The organism is Agrobacterium tumefaciens (assembly GCF_005221385.1).
Lineage (GTDB): Bacteria > Pseudomonadota > Alphaproteobacteria > Rhizobiales > Rhizobiaceae > Agrobacterium > Agrobacterium tomkonis.
Genome location: NZ_CP039904.1, coordinates 14,768 through 31,608 on the forward strand (window position 1 = coordinate 14,768; position 16,841 = coordinate 31,608).

A 16,841-nucleotide genomic window follows, 5' to 3' on the forward strand; every position below is an offset into this window, starting at 1 on the left:
GGACTTGCGTGCCCGAGGCGCGATTAGCCCTTGAGCGCTGCGCGCCACTCGTTGAGGAACTTCAACCGTTTCATGGGTTCCATGAAACCGAGGAGCGTTTCATCAAGCGCGATCGGCTTCAAATTGCCGCCGACCAGTGCGTTGAGCGTGTCGATATTATAACCTTCGGTGGTGTCCTTGCGCAGAGCCGGCATGCCCTTTGAAGCAAGCGCGTTCTGTCCGTCCTGCGACAGCAGGAAGTCCATGAACAACTTGCCGGCATTGGGGTGCGGCGCGTCTTTCAACAGGCCGGCAACACGCGAGAAGGCAAGCGTGTAGTCCTTGCCGAAAGCAACACCGAGGTTCGGAGCGCTCTTTACCCAATCCAGCGCGTAGGAGCCGATCAGGTTGTAAGCGAGGACATTTTCACCGGAAACCACGGTTTCGCGCATCGAGCCTGTCGAGGAGTAAGATTTGCCCTTCGCCTTGCCGAGCCCCTTGGTCATATCCCAGAAATTGCTGGTTTTTTCCAGGTCACTTGTCTGGATCAGAAATCCGACGCCGGACTTTTCCGGATCGAAGGTGCCTATCCGACCATTATATTCACCGCTGGAAATGAATTTGATCAGGTCTTCGCGTGTCTGCGGCACCTTGTCTTCCGGCAGCGCGGTCTTGTTGTAGATCATGCCGACAGGCTCGACCGAGGTGGCATAAACAATATCCTTGAAGACCGCCCAGCTGGGCAGAGAGGGCATTTCAGGCGACTTGTAGGCCTCCAGATAGCCGTCGGTCGCAAGCTTCACGCCCTGATCCATCGCCGAAGTCCAGAAGACGTCGCCACCCACCTGCTTGGCGGCGGCCTCCGAAATGATGCGGTTATAAACACCGTTGGTGCCGATATCGTTGTAGTCGACACGGATGCCGGGATATTTCTTCGTGAATGCGTCGAGCGCTGCCTGCGCCTGCGCCTGGTCGGTAGCCGCGTAGATCGTGACCGACCCCTCCTTGCGTGCGGCCTCGACAAGATCGTCACTGGCCGCAAATACGGGCATGGCCAGCAGCAGGGCCGCCGCATTCGCGGTCATCGCATAAGAGAAAAATTGCTTCATTTCTGGTCCTCCCACAATGATTCAAGAAATCCGGGGAAGAGAAGCGATCAAGTTACGACAGATTTTACTTGCCGCCAAACGCCTGAATATCTCGATTATTTTTAGCAAAGCAATAGTATTTCCACTTCTTACGAAGTAGATCAAGCCGCCAATAAAATCGATATCCTCCCACGGATATAGTGAAAATCATCCGATAAACCGAATAGATCGCCACGCTACATAAATTTATCCATGAATCTGTCAGCAACCTGTCACGTTCAAATATGTTTTTGTTGTCATGTTCGATTTTTCATGCAATTCATGGCCCATGCGCATCCTCTTGGTCGAAGACACACGGGATGTCGGGGAGGCAATCAATCAACGGCTGGAGCGGGTGGGACACTCGGTTGATTGGGAGGCAGACGGACTTGTCGCGGCTGAAATTCTCGACTTCACCGATTACGATCTGATCATTCTTGACGTCATGCTGCCCGGGCTTGACGGGTTCGAGATATTGCGCCGTGTGCGGGCCGCCAAAAAAACGGTTCCCGTGCTGGTACTGACAGCCCGCTCGGAAATCGAGGATCGCGTCAGCGCACTTGATCTTGGCGCGGACGATTATCTGGTCAAACCGTTCGATTTTCGTGAGCTGGATGCGCGTGTGCGCGTGCTGTTGCGGCGCAACCGCGGCGAAACCACCAATATCATCACCTGCGGCAATCTGCAGCTCGATCAGCAGAGCCGCAATGTCCGGATCGGCAAGCGGGAAGTGCAGCTGAAGCGGCGCGAAATTGCCATTCTCGAGGTTTTTGCCACCCGTCCCGGCCGTCTGTTCAGCAAGGACGAGTTGATGGATGCGCTGTTCGGCTTTGACGAGGGCGTCAACCACAATGCGGTCGAGCTTTATGTCAGCCGGATACGCAAGAAGATCGAGGGTTCAGGCGTATCGATCATCACCCAGCGCGGCATGGGTTATCAGCTGGTGATCGATGACAACCCGTGAACCATCGCTGTTTTCACGCCTCGTCATTCGCGTGGGCATGGTTCTGCTCATAGTGGCGAGTATCCTTATTTCCGCCGCCGGTTATTATGCCCAGACGGCCGCCAACAAGACCTATGACCAGCTTCTGCGCGGCGCCGCCATGCAGATTGCCGACGGCATTACCCAGAATGACGGCAAGCTGATCGTCAATCTGCCGCTCTCGGCTTTCGAACTGCTTGGCTTTGCGGAAAGGGACCGCATCTTCTATCGCATCGTCGGACCGGACGGCGCGATCGTCAGCGGTTATCCCGACCTCAATGCCGATTATGATTATGTCGCTGCCCGCTACGATCCGCAGCTCGAAACGGAACAATATCGCGGCGTGGAAGTGCGGGTCATCACCGTTTCGCGCGCGCTTGCCGATCAGGCGCAGGGCGGATGGATCTACGTCATCCTGGCGCAGACCACCGAGGCGCGCCGGGCGCTGGCCGCCGAGATAACCCAGGGCGCCATATTGATTGTCGGCATCATGATCCTGCTTGGACTTGGCGGCACCTTTCTCGCCGTGCGTTATGCGCTGAAGCCCGTTACCCGGCTGGCGCTTGCGCTGCGGCAGCGCAACCCCGAAGACCTGACGACCATGGAAATGCCAGCACCGCAGGAGCTGCAGCCGTTTCTGGGCGCCATCAACCACTTCATGAGGCGGCTGGACGAACGTGTCGTGCGGCTGCAGCAGTTCATCGCCGATGCCGCACACCAGATACGCACGCCGCTGACCGGGCTTTCCGCCCAGGTGGATATGCTTGATGAAGCGAGCATGATCCCGGAAAATCGCGAGCGTACCCAGCGCATCAAGATACGCACGGGCGAACTGGCGCAGCTGACCAATCAGCTTCTCAGCCACGCCATGGTCATCCATCGCTCCGGCACCATCCAGCTCGAGAACATCAATCTGGTTGCGGTGGCGCGCACGGCCTTCCACCATGCCGTTCCGCTGACCGTCGATCCCGACATGGTGATTTCCTTTGAGGCCGACGAAGCGTTGATGCCGGTCAAAGGCGACCCGGTCAGCCTGCGCGAAGCAATCGCCAACATCATCAGCAATGCGCTGCGCCATGGCGCGGTGTCGCGCCTTGACGTCCGGGTGATGCAACATGACGAGCGGATCTGCGTCGAGGTGGAAGACGACGGACCAGGTATTCCGCCGGAAAAGTGGGATCAGATGTCACGCCGCTTCAACGCCACATCTCCCAATGTCGGCACCGCCTCGGGGCTCGGTTTTGCCATAGCAGCGGAAGTCGCGGTCGCGCATGGCGGCCTGATCCGCTTTCGCGAGAAGGGCTACACGGGTTTCACCGTCATCCTTGACTTGCCCTGCGCCGGGGAGGACAGCGCGTGAAAAAACTTTTCCTGGCAATCCTGTTTTCAGCGCTGGCCACGGGCTCGGCGCTGCCGCAGCCGACGGAGGGCACCTCGACATATTTTCCCGCCCCGGCCGAAGAGACGGGCCGTCTCGTCATCAACGGCGCGACCGACACATCCGCCCTGAAACCGCTTCTGCTCGATTTTCAGCAGGTCGAACCAAACATTGCCATCGACTATACCGATTTCGTCACCAACGATCTCTATCGAGAGGCGGACGCCGCCTGCCGGGAGGAGAAGGATTTCGGCGACCTTCTGATGTCATCCTCGGTGGACCAGATGGTGAAGCTCGCCAATGACGGATGCGCCCTGTCGCATGTGTCCACAGAGACGCGCGCGGTAGAGAACCACGCCAATAGTTGGCGCGACGAGGTCTATGGCTTCACATTCGAGCCGAGTGTCATCGTTTATAATAGCGATTATGTTCCGCCGCAGGACGTGCCGCATACGCGCGCCGAACTTGCCGATCTGCTGCGCCGAAAACAGGAGTTCTACCGCGGCCACGTCGCGACCTATGATCTTCGCCAGTCAGGCGTCGGTTATCTTCTGGCCTTCCTTGATGCGGAACAGAATTCCACCGCCTATGGCCGCCTGCTGGAAAGCATGAGCCGCGTCGACACCCAGCTGCGCTGTTGCAACAATTCCGTGCTGGCCGATATTTCCAACCAGAAAATATATATCGGCTACAATGTCATAGGCTCCTACGCCTATGCAGCGACCCTGCGCGATCCGAAGCTGAAAATCGTCTTGCCGCGTGATTATACCCTTGTTCTGAGCAGGGCAGCGCTCATTCCGCAAAAGGCAAGGCAAGCGGCGCTTGCCGGACGCTTCATCGATTATCTTCTTTCGGAACGCGGCCGGCGTATCGCCCGGGAAAAATCCTTCTTCTTCTCGCAGGACGGAACCATGCCGACAGGCGTCGATGGCCCTCCCTCGCTCATCGAAAGCGGTGTCGGACGCCTCATCCGCATCGGCCCCGCCCTTCTGGCGACGCAGGACGCCGCCCAGCGCAAACGTTTCATCGACGACTGGACCGACGTGATGACGTCCGGAAACAATTCCGGAGCGAACTGATATCTTGAAAAAATCGGACGGCACCCGGCGCATTCGGGCCGGCGGTGCATCCGTCAGATCATCATGAAGCGCTTCACATAACGCGTCATGTCCGGGAGGCTTTCACCTCCCGGTGCTGAAACATCAATAATGGACCGAGAGGGAATCGATCGGCGTGCCCTTCGACGGGGTGAACTTGGTCAGATCGATCCCTTCGACGGCTGCCTTGTATTCCTCAGCACTCGGCGTGCGGCCAAGGATTGCCGACAGGACGACGACCGGGGTCGAGGCCAGAAGCGATTCACCCTTCTTTTCAGCCGTGTCTTCCACGACGCGGCCCTGGAACAGGCGGGTCGAGGTTGCCAGAACGGTATCGCCCTTTTCCGCCTTTTCCTGGTTGCCCATGCACAGGTTGCAGCCCGGGCGTTCCAGATAGAGGATGTTCTCGTATTCGGTGCGGTTGGTGGTCTTCGGCTTCAGGTCATCGAATTCGAAGCCTGAATACTTCTGCAGGATTTCCCAATCCCCTTCCGCCTTCAGCTCATCGATGATGTTGTAGGTCGGTGCAGCGACGACGAGCGGCGCCTTGAACTCGACCTTGCCTTCGGCCTTTTCGATGTTCTTCAACATCTGGGCGACGATCTTCATGTCGCCCTTATGCACCATGCACGAGCCGACAAAGCCCAGATCGACCTTCTTGGTGCCTCCGTAATAGGACACCGGACGGATCGTATCATGGGTGTAGCGCCGGGAGACATCGGCATTGTTGACGTCGGGGTCGGCGATCATCGGTTCGTCGATGACATCGAGATCCACGACGACTTCGGCGAAATATTTCGCATTGTCGTCGGGGGTCAAGGCAGGCTTTTCGCCAGAACGGATCTCGGCGATGCGCTGATCCGCCTTGGCGATCAGGCCCTTCAGGGTCTGGGCGGCATTGTCCATGCCCTTGTCGATCATGATCTGGATGCGCGACTTGGCGATCTCCAGCGACTCGATCAGCGTCTCGTCCTCAGAGATACAGATCGACGCCTTGGCCTTCATCTCGGCCGTCCAGTCGGTGAAGGTGAAGGCCTGGTCGGCGAGCAGCGTGCCGATGTGGACTTCGATGATGCGGCCCTGGAAGACGTTATCGCCATGCTGCTTCAGCATCTGCGCCTGCGTCGCATGCACAACGTCGCGGAAGTCCATATGCGGCTGCATCGTGCCCTTGAAGGTGACCTTGACCGATTGCGGGATCGGCATGGTCGCTTCACCCGTCGCCAGCGCCAGCGCCACGGTGCCCGAGTCGGCACCGAAGGCGACGCCCTTGGACATGCGCGTATGGCTGTCGCCGCCGATGATGATCGCCCAGTCATCCACGGTGATGTCGTTCAGCACCTTGTGGATCACGTCCGTCATCGAATGGTAGACGCCCTTCGGGTCGCGCGCGGTGATGACGCCGAAATTGTTCATGAAGGACATGAGCTTCGGAATGTTCGCCTGCGCCTTCTTGTCCCAGACGGAGGCCGTGTGGCAGCCCGACTGATAGGCGCCATCCACCAGCGGCGAAATGACGGTTGCCGCCATCGCCTCAAGTTCCTGCGCGGTCATCAGGCCGGTCGTATCCTGCGAGCCGACGATGTTGACCTTGACGCGAACGTCCGAACCGGCATGCAGAACCTTGCCCGGGGTCACGCCGACGGCGTTGCGGTTGAAGATCTTCTCAACGGCGGTGAGGCCCTGACCTTCGATCGCGATTTCCTTGTTCGGGGCAAAGACCGGCGTAGCCTCGATGCCGAGCGTCTGAGCCGCGAAGGTCTGGAGCTTCTTGCCAAAAACGATGGCGTAGGAGCTGCCCGCCTTCATGAATTCCATCTTCTGGGGCGTGAAGGCGGCGGCAACGTCAACCAGCTCATTGCCGCTTTCGTCGCGGAGCTTGCGGTTCTTGGCGTCGATCTTCAGGACAGTGCCGGTCTCGACCGAATATTTCTGTTCGAGGATCGGGTTGCCGTCATTGTTGAGGATCGGCTTGCCATCTTCACCGAGCTTCTTCACCCAGTTCTTCAGGTTGATGCCGATACCACCCGTCACGTCGACGGTGGTGGCGAAGATCGGCGAGATGCCATTGGTGCCGGCAACGATGGGGGCGAAATTGACGAAGGGCACATAGGGGCTGGCCTGCTTGCCGGTCCACAGCGCCACGTTGTTGACGCCGGACATGCGTGACGAGCCAACGCCCATCGTGCCCTTTTCGGCGATCATCATCACCCGCTTGTCGGGATGCTGCTTCTGAAGCGCGACGATTTCCGCCTGCGCTTCCGGCGTGATCATACACTGGCCGTGCAGCTGGCGGTCGGAACGCGAATGCGCCTGGTTGCCGGGGGACAGAAGGTCGGTGGAAATATCGCCTTCGGCGGCGATGAAGGTCACAACCTTGATCTCGTCCTCGACGTCAGGAAGCTTGGTGAAGAATTCGGCCTTGGCATAGCTTTCAAGCACGCCCTTGGCGACGGCATTGCCTGCCTTGAAGGCGTCGCGCAGCCGGAACATGTCGGCGTCATAAAGGAAGACCTGGGTCTTCAGAACTTCACCCGCCTGCGCGGCAAGTGCCGCGTCATCACCGAGCGTGATGTCGAGCAGCACTTCGACAGAAGGGCCACCCTTCATGTGCGACAGCAGTTCCAGCGCGAAGGCAGGCGTGATCTCTGGCACGACGACTTCACCGAGAATGATCTGCTTGAGGAAGGCCGCCTTGACGCCCGCAGCACTCGTGGTGCCCGGCAGGGAGTTGTAGATGAAGAATTTAAGGGCGTCCGTCCGGTATTCGCTACCGGCATCCTTGATCAGCGCAATGATTTCGGCGGTCAATGCGCCGTCATCGATCGGCTTGGGTGCGAGCCCTTGTTGTTCTCTGCTTTTGATCTCAGCCAGGTAATCCAAGTAAAGGTTCATCGCTATCCCAACGTCCTGATATGTATGGAGCCAAAACCCAGCACCACCGAACTGTCACGTCAATAGGTCTGGGTCTTTTACCGGTTTCGAGTACGCCAACCGGGGCCGGCTGACAAGATGTCGCATTTCAGTATAATCGTTTCAATCGTTCCGTTGTTCGACTGTCGCGACAAAAATGGGCGGCCCTTCTGCGAACCACCCATTCCTATATCAGACCATCGTCTTGCCGGCGATCAAAAGGAGCCGTGAATCCGCCGTCAAAAACGCGGCAATCATCAAAACTCCTCCCAGCTGTCCGCAGAGGTGTTCAGTGCGGCATTGCCGGAAAACGCAGCCCTGATCCTGCCGCCAAGAGCGCGCGCCGGAGACGCCGCGGGCCTGTCGGACGAAGAGACGGTGCGAACCGGAGCGGAGGCTTCACTATAACCGCCTTCGGACAGTTTGAACTGGGCGATAAGCCCGTTGAGCGAAGACGCCTCGCGTGCAAGGCCGTGGCTTGCAGCCGTGCTTTCCTCCACCATGGCGGCGTTCTTCTGGGTGTCCTGATCCATCTGGTTCACAGCCGTGTTGATCTGCTGGAGGCCGGAGGACTGTTCCTGTGCCGATTCCGCGATCGCCGCGACGTGCCGGTTGATGTCCTGCACTTCGGTGACGATCAGTTCCAGCGCCCTACCGGTTTCGCCAACCAGCTGCACGCCCTGCTCCACCTGACTGTTCGATGTCGTGATCAGGTTCTTGATTTCCTTGGCGGCACCGGCGGAACGCTGCGCCAGCTCACGAACCTCCTGCGCGACAACGGCAAAGCCCTTGCCCGCATCACCGGCACGCGCCGCTTCCACGCCGGCATTCAGCGCCAGAAGGTTGGTCTGGAAGGCGATCTCATCGATCACGCCGATGATGTTGGAAATCTGATTGGCGGATGTCGCGATCTGTTCCATCGCCGCGACGGCCTTCTGCACAACCTCGCCCGACTTTTCCGCGCCGACCTTTGCGCGGCCGACGAGATGACCGGCTTCCTGCGCGCGTTTGGTGGAGTCCTTCACCGTGATGGTGATTTCTTCCAGCGCCGCCGCAGTCTCTTCAACGGCCGCCGCCTGCTGTTCGGTACGTCTCGCCAGATCATCTGCCGCAGACCGGATTTCGTTGGCGCCGGCATCGATGCCACGGGCATTCTGCGCCACATGGGTAAGGGTCGACTGCAGCTGTTCAGCGGCCCGGTTGAAATCACCGCGAATACCGTCAAGGCCGGCAACGAACGGCTGAACGATCCGGTAGGTAACATCGCCCTCAGCGATCTTCGAAAGCGCAGTGGCAAGATTGTCGACGGCAAACTGTACGTCGGCAGCCTCCTTCGCCTTCTGTTTCTCGCGCTCTATCCGGTCCTTTTCAGAAGTCGACCGGTTGGCCTCGGTTTCATTCTCAAGCCGCACACGCTCGATTGCATTTTCACGGAAGGCCTGAACCGCAGCGGCCATCTGGCCCACTTCATCCTTGCGGTCCATTCCGTCGATTTCGCTTGCCGTATCACCGGCCGCCAGCGATCCCATGCGCTCACGAAGCCGCGCAATCGGGGTGGTGATGCCACGCGAAGAGACAAACAGGCCGAGTGCGATCAAGGCGAGGGAAACGAGCGCTATGCCGATCAGTCCCGTCCAGATCGTCGTATCGGTGCTGGCGGTGAGCTGCTGCCTGCCATCATTCATGACCTGAATAAGCTGCTCGTTGCCGGCGCTGATCTTCGGCGACACTTCGCCGATTTTCCGAAGGACGTTCAGCGCCATCTGCTGCGCTTCGGCGGTTTTCCCCGCCTGCATCAGGGCGATGACCTGATTGCCGATCTCCTCCACTTCAACGACACCCTTCAGGATATCGCGGGCGGCATCCGTGCGGGCCGGCACCAGTTCCATGATCTTGTTCTGGCGCTCTTCGAGCTGTTTGCGATCTGCCCTGAAAGTCTTGACCGCCGATTCGAAATCACTGCCGGCGGGATCATTGAGGCTGGCGCGAAGCATCTGCATGCCGAGCGCATTGAGATTGCCGCTGGTCCGCGCGTTCAGCACCGCCGCAAGAGCCTCGTTGGCAATGAAATCGCTATAGACGCGGTCGGTATTCTTATATTGCAGGCTGACGTAGCTAATTCCGGAAAGCGACATCAAACTCATCAGCGAGATGACAAAAACGACCTTCGTTTTTATCTTGGTATTCTTCAGGAAAGACATGAATGGCCTCGGGGCAAGCGCTCCGCCAGCCATCCGCATAGGGTGGCCGGGGAGAGATATAAAGAAACATCGCGGGTAGCTGTGCCCCTCATAGGGCTACAAGCGGATGCCCTTGTTCGAGCCGCCACGAGGCAGACCGAGGGAACCGCTTGTTCTACCGGCTCCGCCGATGAAACCTTGGAACCTGCTTGTTTAGATTTCACGAAACCACTGAATGAAGTGTTACCTAATATATGCAAGTGCTCATAATTTGCTGCGCCGCGACATTCCCGTGCGGCTGCCGACACGCAGGCGCGTGTCAGCCCGCCCCGAAGTGTGCCGGCAATCATAACCGGCACACTAACGTCCTCGGTTAAGCCAAATGCTGATTGAAGAAACCGGCGATCCGGTCGAACGGGATTTTGTCCGCACGGTCGTAAAGATCGACGTGATTGGTATCCGGAATAATTACGAGTTCTTTCGGTTCCGCCGCGGCGGCGAAAGCGGTTTCACTGAAGTAGCGCGAATGCGCCTTCTCACCATGGATAATCATGACCGGACGCGGAGATATCTCGGCGATATAGGTCAGGATCGGCATATTCATGAATGACAGCGGCGTGGTCTGCGACCAGGCATTGCCCGAGTTGACGGCACGCGGATGATAGCCGCGCGGTGTCATGTAATAGTCGTGATAGTCGATCAGGAACTGCGCTTCACCGCCCTTCAATTCATTGTAGCGCGACTGATAGGCCGGCGTTCCCTTCTCGGCATCCACCCAGCGCTGCCGGCTCATCTGCTCCAGCGCCTGTGTACGTTGTTCAAGGGTAACGCTGTCATTGTAGCCCTTCGACATAACGCGTGACATGTCGTACATGGTGCTGGCAACGACTGCCTTCACGCGCTTGTCTGCGGCAACTGCATTCAAGGCCATGCCACCCCAGCCGCAAATGCCGATGACGCCGATACGCTCGCGATCGACATAGGATTGCAGGCCGATATAGTCCACCGCCGCACTGAAGTCCTCGGTATTGATATCAGGCGAGGCAATGTTGCGGGGCTCGCCGCCGCTTTCTCCGGTATAGGACGGGTCAAACGCCAGCGTGGCAAACCCGCGCTCCGCCATGGTCTGCGCATAAAGCCCCGAGGACTGTTCTTTCACGGCACCGAACGGACCGCCGATGACGAGAGCCGCCGATGGCTGGGTTGCGCGGTTCTTCGGCAGGTAGAGATCGCCCACTAATGTGATCCCATAACGGTTCTTGAACGAGACCTTCTGGTGGTCGACATTGTCGCTCTTCGGGAAAACCTTGTCCCAGGCTGTGTTTTGGGCGAAGGCCGGTATTGTGCCCGCAGCCTGCACCATGCTGATCGCGGCAACGGCGATGCCTGTAGCCTTCATCAGGTTGCGCCTGCCGGCATTGAAAATCTCGGTCGTTTCAGTTTCGTTGGTCATGGGAGGTCTCCAGTGGTGGATTAGATGCGTTCGATACGCAGTGGAAATTCCCCGGGGAGATGCAGCGCTTCATAGCCTTGTTCGAAGCGTCCCAGCCGGACCAGACCGGGATGCTTGTAGTCGGTGTAGAACATCGCAAGATTGCCCCAGGGCATGTAATAACAGAGGTCGTATGGTCGCTCATTGTCGAATGGCCCATGGCCTTCGACGGTCAGCTTCCGAGGGAGATAGGCGATCTTCTCGTTGGAGCTGAAGTCCGTGATTTTGAGATCTAGCGGAAGCATGGATGCGAAATCGCGTGCCGATGGATTATCGTAGAGCGTCGCTATCATCGTGTTCCTTGCAAAAGTCAGCTGGATCCTCACCTCAGTTCGCTCCTGATCGTTAGGGCCGCCTTTACTGAAAACTCGGCCGGGGAAGATGAAAGCCGCGACCGCCAGCGCCAGCAGTTTGCGTCGTTTGGCGTGGGCAGATTTCATGCGCCTGCTGGTCTCCGTGTCACACGCCACGCGACAAGGGAAACGAGCGAGGAACCCCAGAGCAGCAACGCGCTCATCGTGAAGGCGGACCACCAGCCGAAAGCGTCGAATAGAACCCCGCCGAGCGACGCCCCGGACGTGATCGCCAGTTGAATGACGGCGACCTGCAGCCCACCGCCTGCCTCGGCGTCATCGGGAAGAATGCGGCTGAGCCATGTGCCCCAGCCCACGGGTGCCGCGGTTCCAAGGAAACCCCAACCGACAAGTGCGGCGACGACGGGAATTTTCGTGCTGCCAAAGGCGACCATGACAAAAGCGATACCGGCCATCAGCAAGGGGACGATCACGAGGATGCTGAACAGGCGACGGTGTAGCAGCCGTCCAATCATCCATGTCCCGACTGCTCCGGCCAACCCCATGACCAGCAGAAGAAACGACAGCGTTTCAATTCCCACCTGTGTGACCCGCTCGAGAAATGGCCGCAGATAGGTGAAAAGTGCGAACTGCCCCATGAACAGCAGGAAGATCGCAGTCATGCCTGCCGCGACAGGCGGGCGTGCAAGCAACCGGAAAACATTTGCGGATGGACGTTCGCGCCGAGGTGAAAGTGGAGGCAGGGTGATCCATTGCCACACCACCGCAAGCAATCCGATCGGCACGACCAGAAAGAACGCGCCGCGCCAGCCGATATAAGCGCCCAGGAGGCTTCCAAGCGGTGCAGAAACCGTTGCGGCAACGGCGTTACCAGCGTTCAGCAAAGCAAGCGCTTTCGGAACCTGATCGCGAGAGACGAGCCGCATCACGATCGCGGTGGATATCGACCAGAAGCCGCCGATCGAGATGCCAAGCAACGCACGGCCGAGCATCAAAACCGGGAAAGACGAAGCCAATGTCACGATCAGACCTGATGCCGTCAGCAGCGCCGTCAGACCGAGGACGACGATACGCCGATCAAGCCGCTGCGTCAGGCTGGCTATGAACAGGCTGGTCATCACCGCAAAAATTCCGGAGACAGAAATCGCCTGCCCGGTATTTCCTTCCGAAACCCCGAGGTCGGCGGCAATCGGCGTCAGCAAGCTGACAGGCATGAATTCCGACGCAATCAACACGAAAGCGCACAGCGTCATACACAGAACAGCGCTCCACGCGGCGCCTTTGCTTTCTACGTTTTCATTGTAGATAAGGGTCACTTGTCCAGGTCCCATCGAAATTTGGTCATGTATTCGGACCGCAAGATATTGCCGAGAGACTTTGCCGACAATCCGTGTTAATCCGCATGGACTTATCGAAATTCAATATCAATCGGGGATTTTGATGCAGCGCGAGGACATGAAGGACCTGCTGTGGTTCATGGAGGTAGCCAAGGAACGCAGCTTCACAAAAGCTGCGGCTGCGCTTGGAACGTCGCAATCAACATTGAGCTATACCATCAAGCAGTTGGAGGCCCGCCTGGGCGTGCGTCTTTTGACAAGGACGACACGCAGCGTTGCGACGACGGACGCCGGCGAGCGTCTTTTTCTGTCGCTTGCGCCACGATTTGAGGGCATTGAAGCCGATCTGGTGGACCTCGTCGCTTTCAGGGAAAAGCCCTCCGGCACCGTTCGCCTCACCTTGTCTGATCATGCTTTGCAGATGACCGTCTGGCCGAAATTGGCCCGGATTCTCTCGGCCTACCCGGACATCCATGTTGAACTTTATAGTGACAACGGCATGCGCAATATCATCGAGGAGCGTTTCGACGCCGGCGTGCGCTTGGGAGAAAGTGTCGACAAGGACATGATCGCGGTACGGATAGGCCCGGACTGGCGCCTCAGGGCCGTGGCTTCACCGGACTACTTTTCAAGGCACGGCGTCCCCGCCACGCCACAAGACCTCGTTGACCATATCTGCATCAATACACGCCAGGCAACCTGGGGCGGATTTTACGCCTGGGAGTTTGAAAAGAATGGACGCGAGCTGCGGGTCAGGGTCGACGGGCAGCTGAGCTTCAATTCCTCGATGTCCCAGATCGATGCGGCCATAAAGGGCTTCGGGATCGCTTACGTTCCCGAAGATATAGTCGAGGAACATATCGCCGAGGGACGATTGCAGGCAGCTCTCGATAACTGGAGCGAACCCTTCACCGGCTACCACCTGTATTATCCCAGCAGACGCCAGATGTCGCCGGCAATGAAGGTGATTATCGAAGCGCTACGGCATCATGCTTGAGTAAGGTTTGCTCAATGGCCACCAGCGTCTCCGGGTGTCACGAAAGCGTTAAGGAAAGGCATTAGAAACGCCGCCGACCCGTTAAAAAATGCACGGCTGTGCAAAGGCGGGCCAGCGCCGTTCCGATCTTTCCAAAAAGGGTCAGCGCTCAACAATTCCACTCGCCGAGAGCACTGGAGACAGAGATGAAACGCCGCACCTTCATGATATCAGCAGCAGGCGCCGCCGCTGGCCTTGCCCTTGCGCCGCGCATGAGCTTCGCCGCCCCGGGCACGATCGACTGGTATACTGGCGCTGACAGCAACATCCTCGATTTTTGGACCAACACGGTGAAGCCCGCTTTCGAGGCCGCCAATCCGGGTATCAAACTCAACCTCGTGGACGCCGGTGACAATGCCGGCATTATCGCCATCGGCGAACGCGCCATTGCAGCCAAGCAGACAGGCACCGACCCGCAGGCTGACTATTTCGAGCATTCCGACCCGCTGCTGCCCGCCGGCGCAATCGATGCCGGCATCTATGTGAACATGGCGAAAGCCGGTCTCTCCAACTATTCGCGCGTCAACCCGCTTGCCATCCGCAGTGAATACAGCCTGCCCTATCGCGGCAGCCAGGTTCTGCTCGCCTATGACACAGCCAAGCTGAAGCCCGCGGATGCCCCGAAGACCTGGGAGCAGCTGGTCACCTGGATCAAGGCCAATCCCGGCCAGTTCGTCTATAACCGTCCCGACAAGGGCGGCTCCGGCGGCAATTTCGTTCGCCGCGCCATCCATCAGGCCAATGGTCTCGACCCCAAGGCCTTCACGGTCGACAACTACACCCAGGAATTCGGCGACAAGGCACTGGGCAAGGCCTGGGATCTGCTGACCGATATCGCCCCGTCGCTTTATGACAAGGGCGCCTATGCCTCCGGCAATACCCAGTCTCTGCAGCTTCTGTCGCAAGGCGTCGTGACGATGACACCCGTCTGGTCCGATCAGGTTCTGAAAGCCATCGATCAGGGTGTGCTTCCTGCGGAAACGGGCCTCGTTCAGCTTCAGGATCTCGCGCTTTGCGGCGATTTTTCCCGGGCCGTGGTGCTGGCCAACGGCACCAATCGCGATGCCGCCCTCAAGCTGGCGAACTTCGTTCTCTCCGAAGAAATCCAGGGCGCCATCCTTACTGAACTCGGCGGTTTCCCCGGTGTTTCCTGGGACTATGTATCGGCCGATCTGCGCAAGCGCTTCGCCGACATCATCCCGCAGACCATTCCGACCTTCCCGGCCGGCAAATGGGAAACCGCCATCAATGACGGCTGGTACCGTCACGTTGCTCCGAACGTCGACCGCAAGTCGTGACCGAGGTAGCAGAAGGAGCGGTTCGTCCGCTCATCGACAATTCGGCAGGCAGGAGGCCCATCGGCCTCCTGCTCGTCGCCATTCCCGTTTTCCTGATGATCTGGCTCGTCATCTGGCCGGCCATCAATGCCATAGGCCGCACCATCTGGCGTACCGGGGCCAATGGAGAAACGACGTTCGATCTTTCGAGCTACGTCTTCTTCTTTTCGGATCGCTACAGCCTCGACAATCTTGCCGTCACGCTCTGGACCACTTTGGTCTGCGCCATGCTGCTTCTGGTGATCTGCCTGCCGATCGCGCTCTATCTGCGTTTTTCCCAGGGCCGCCTTTCGGCCTATGTGCAGGCGCTGGCCATCTTTCCGATGTTCGTGCCCTCCATCATCCTCGCCTTCGCCTTCATCCGCGTCCTTGGGCCCAATGGCATGGTGGATATTCTGCTCAACGCGGTCGACCTGCCGAAAATCCGCACGCCCTATCTGACCCCTTGGGGGCCGGTCATCGGCCTTGTCTGGGACAATATCCCGCTGACGGTGCTGATCCTGCTGTCGGGCCTCGGCAGCGTCGCCAACCAGTCGGTGGAAGCGGCGCGGGATGTGGGCGCCAACGCGCCGCAGGTTTTCTGGCACATCATCCTGCCGCGCATTTCCAATTCCATTCTCGTGGCGCTTTCCTTTTCGGTGCTCGGCATTTTCTCCTCCTTCACCCTTCCTTATCTGCTTGGCCCCGCATCGCCGGAAATGATTGGTCCCTTCATGCAGCGCACCCTTCGCGATATGCAGGATCCCATCGGCGCCATGACCCAGGCCGTCATCGCCTTCGGCTTCTGCATTGCCTTCGGCCTCTTTTATGTGCGCTCAGTCGCACGCAATCAGGGGAAGTAACATGGCCGCTTTTGCACCGGCGCGCAGGCGCCTCGACTGGCCCGGCATATTCTTCGCCGCCCTTCTGACCGTTGCGATCGTCGGGCCGCTCATCGTCGTTGGCACCTGGGCTTTCACCGAAGTCTGGCGTTACCCCAACGTCGTGCCGCAACAGTTCGGCTTTCGTTTCTGGGGCCAGACGCTCGGACGCCCCGATGTGTGGAACGCCCTGATGCTGAGCTTTCGGCTGACGACGGTGGTGACCCTGCTTTCGGCGCTGATCTGCCTTCCCGCCGCTTATGCCTTTGCCCGCATGAGCTTTCCCGGCCGCAACCTCTTGTTCTTCTCCTTCCTTGCCGGTCATGCCTTCCCGAAATTCGGGCTGCTGGTAGCAATTGCGGCAATCTTTCTGCAACTCAATCTCATCGGCACCTTCTGGGGTGTCGTTCTCATCCAGCTCGTCGGCACGCTGATGTTCATGATCTGGATACCCGTCGCCGCGTTTCAGGCGGTCGATCGCCGCATGGAAGAGGCGGCCCGCGATGTCGGCGCCAGTCCCCTGCGGGTCTTCTGGTCGATCACGCTGCCGCAGGCCGGGCCGACCATTGCCGCCGCCGTGCTCCTGAGCTTCGTCGGAACCTTCTATGAAACCGAAGGGGCATGGCTCATCGGCGCACCCGGCATCCGCACCATGCCGGTGCTGATGATCAGCTACATCAACAACCAGATGGTCATCCAGTATGGTGCGGTCCTGTCCGTCGTGCTCTGGGTGCCGTCATTCATTGCCCTCATGTTCGCCCGCCGCATCATTGGCGGCGGCGCCTTCGCCCGCGGCTTCGGCGGTTAGG

The 16,841-nt window shown here is 58.8% G+C and carries 12 protein-coding genes and 1 pseudogene; 7 read left to right on the forward strand and 6 right to left on the reverse strand.

All coding sequences use genetic code 11. The features are described from left to right. Window positions 1–23: 23 nt before the first annotated feature. Window positions 24–1,088 (reverse strand): ABC transporter substrate-binding protein, encoded by a 1,065-nt coding sequence (locus CFBP6623_RS15310; RefSeq protein ID WP_046800483.1) that lies wholly within the window; start codon window positions 1,086–1,088, stop codon window positions 24–26. 307 nt (window positions 1,089–1,395) lie between these two features. On the opposite strand from CFBP6623_RS15310, the gene CFBP6623_RS15315 reads away from it, so the two are divergent. The 3 genes from CFBP6623_RS15315 to CFBP6623_RS15325 are packed head-to-tail and all read left to right on the forward strand — an operon-like array spanning window position 1,396 to window position 4,545. Continuing rightward, on the forward strand, window positions 1,396–2,070 hold the full coding sequence (locus CFBP6623_RS15315) for a response regulator transcription factor (RefSeq protein WP_080843196.1): 675 nt from the start codon (window positions 1,396–1,398) through the stop codon (window positions 2,068–2,070). Next, window positions 2,057–3,448: a sensor histidine kinase gene (locus tag CFBP6623_RS15320; RefSeq protein ID WP_046800482.1), complete on the forward strand. Its 1,392-nt coding sequence runs from the start codon at window positions 2,057–2,059 to the stop codon at window positions 3,446–3,448. Before CFBP6623_RS15315 ends, CFBP6623_RS15320 begins: the two co-directional genes overlap by 14 nt. Beyond that, entirely contained in the window at window positions 3,445–4,545 is a 1,101-nt protein-coding gene (locus CFBP6623_RS15325) for an ABC transporter substrate-binding protein (RefSeq protein WP_046800481.1), read from the forward strand. The genes CFBP6623_RS15320 and CFBP6623_RS15325 overlap by 4 nt, the downstream gene beginning before the upstream one ends. 123 nt (window positions 4,546–4,668) lie before the next feature. Here CFBP6623_RS15325 and CFBP6623_RS15330 read toward each other — a convergent pair whose 3' ends face one another. From CFBP6623_RS15330 to CFBP6623_RS15350, 5 genes and pseudogenes are all read right to left on the reverse strand, one after another. Next, window positions 4,669–7,458 (reverse strand): bifunctional aconitate hydratase 2/2-methylisocitrate dehydratase, encoded by a 2,790-nt coding sequence (locus CFBP6623_RS15330; protein WP_046800480.1) that lies wholly within the window; start codon window positions 7,456–7,458, stop codon window positions 4,669–4,671. A gap of 275 nt (window positions 7,459–7,733) precedes the next feature. Continuing rightward, window positions 7,734–9,677, reverse strand: a complete 1,944-nt coding sequence (locus tag CFBP6623_RS15335) for a methyl-accepting chemotaxis protein (RefSeq protein ID WP_046800479.1) — start codon at window positions 9,675–9,677, stop codon at window positions 7,734–7,736. 352 nt (window positions 9,678–10,029) lie between these two features. After that, window positions 10,030–11,109, reverse strand: coding sequence for an alpha/beta hydrolase (locus tag CFBP6623_RS15340; protein ID WP_046800478.1), 1,080 nt, complete (start codon window positions 11,107–11,109; stop codon window positions 10,030–10,032). A gap of 89 nt (window positions 11,110–11,198) precedes the next feature. Then, window positions 11,199–11,588: pseudogene (locus CFBP6623_RS15345) on the reverse strand (cyclophilin-like fold protein); the annotation flags it as partial. Beyond that, a complete protein-coding gene (locus CFBP6623_RS15350; protein ID WP_137002548.1) occupies window positions 11,585–12,793 on the reverse strand; it encodes an MFS transporter in 1,209 nt (402 codons plus the stop codon). The pseudogene CFBP6623_RS15345 and the gene CFBP6623_RS15350, both read right to left, overlap by 4 nt. Before the next feature lie 109 nt (window positions 12,794–12,902). On the opposite strand from CFBP6623_RS15350, the gene CFBP6623_RS15355 reads away from it, so the two are divergent. The 4 genes from CFBP6623_RS15355 (at window position 12,903) to CFBP6623_RS15370 (ending at window position 16,840) form a co-directional block, all read left to right on the forward strand. After that, complete coding sequence (locus tag CFBP6623_RS15355; protein WP_137002549.1) at window positions 12,903–13,796, forward strand: LysR family transcriptional regulator; 894 nt, start codon at window positions 12,903–12,905, stop codon at window positions 13,794–13,796. 185 nt (window positions 13,797–13,981) lie between these two features. Continuing rightward, complete coding sequence (locus CFBP6623_RS15360; protein ID WP_046800474.1) at window positions 13,982–15,133, forward strand: extracellular solute-binding protein; 1,152 nt, start codon at window positions 13,982–13,984, stop codon at window positions 15,131–15,133. After that, a complete protein-coding gene (locus tag CFBP6623_RS15365) occupies window positions 15,130–16,014 on the forward strand; it encodes an ABC transporter permease (protein ID WP_080842755.1) in 885 nt (294 codons plus the stop codon). Before CFBP6623_RS15360 ends, CFBP6623_RS15365 begins: the two co-directional genes overlap by 4 nt. Window position 16,015: 1 nt before the next feature. After that, a complete protein-coding gene (locus tag CFBP6623_RS15370) occupies window positions 16,016–16,840 on the forward strand; it encodes an ABC transporter permease (RefSeq protein ID WP_046800473.1) in 825 nt (274 codons plus the stop codon). Window position 16,841 lies beyond the last annotated feature (1 nt).

What these genes read in the sequence shown, in the direction of transcription:
- CFBP6623_RS15355 (WP_137002549.1), top strand. Translation starts at nt 12,903, where the DNA reads ATGCAGCGCGAGGACATGAAGGACCTGCTGTGGTTCATGGAGGTAGCC.
- CFBP6623_RS15335 (WP_046800479.1), bottom strand. Translation starts at nt 9,677, where the DNA reads ATGTCTTTCCTGAAGAATACCAAGATAAAAACGAAGGTCGTTTTTGTC.
- CFBP6623_RS15350 (WP_137002548.1), bottom strand. Translation starts at nt 12,793, where the DNA reads ATGGGACCTGGACAAGTGACCCTTATCTACAATGAAAACGTAGAAAGC.
- CFBP6623_RS15310 (WP_046800483.1), bottom strand. Translation starts at nt 1,088, where the DNA reads ATGAAGCAATTTTTCTCTTATGCGATGACCGCGAATGCGGCGGCCCTG.
- CFBP6623_RS15360 (WP_046800474.1), top strand. Translation starts at nt 13,982, where the DNA reads ATGAAACGCCGCACCTTCATGATATCAGCAGCAGGCGCCGCCGCTGGC.
- CFBP6623_RS15315 (WP_080843196.1), top strand. Translation starts at nt 1,396, where the DNA reads ATGCGCATCCTCTTGGTCGAAGACACACGGGATGTCGGGGAGGCAATC.
- CFBP6623_RS15370 (WP_046800473.1), top strand. Translation starts at nt 16,016, where the DNA reads ATGGCCGCTTTTGCACCGGCGCGCAGGCGCCTCGACTGGCCCGGCATA.
- CFBP6623_RS15340 (WP_046800478.1), bottom strand. Translation starts at nt 11,109, where the DNA reads ATGACCAACGAAACTGAAACGACCGAGATTTTCAATGCCGGCAGGCGC.
- CFBP6623_RS15320 (WP_046800482.1), top strand. Translation starts at nt 2,057, where the DNA reads ATGACAACCCGTGAACCATCGCTGTTTTCACGCCTCGTCATTCGCGTG.
- CFBP6623_RS15330 (WP_046800480.1), bottom strand. Translation starts at nt 7,458, where the DNA reads ATGAACCTTTACTTGGATTACCTGGCTGAGATCAAAAGCAGAGAACAA.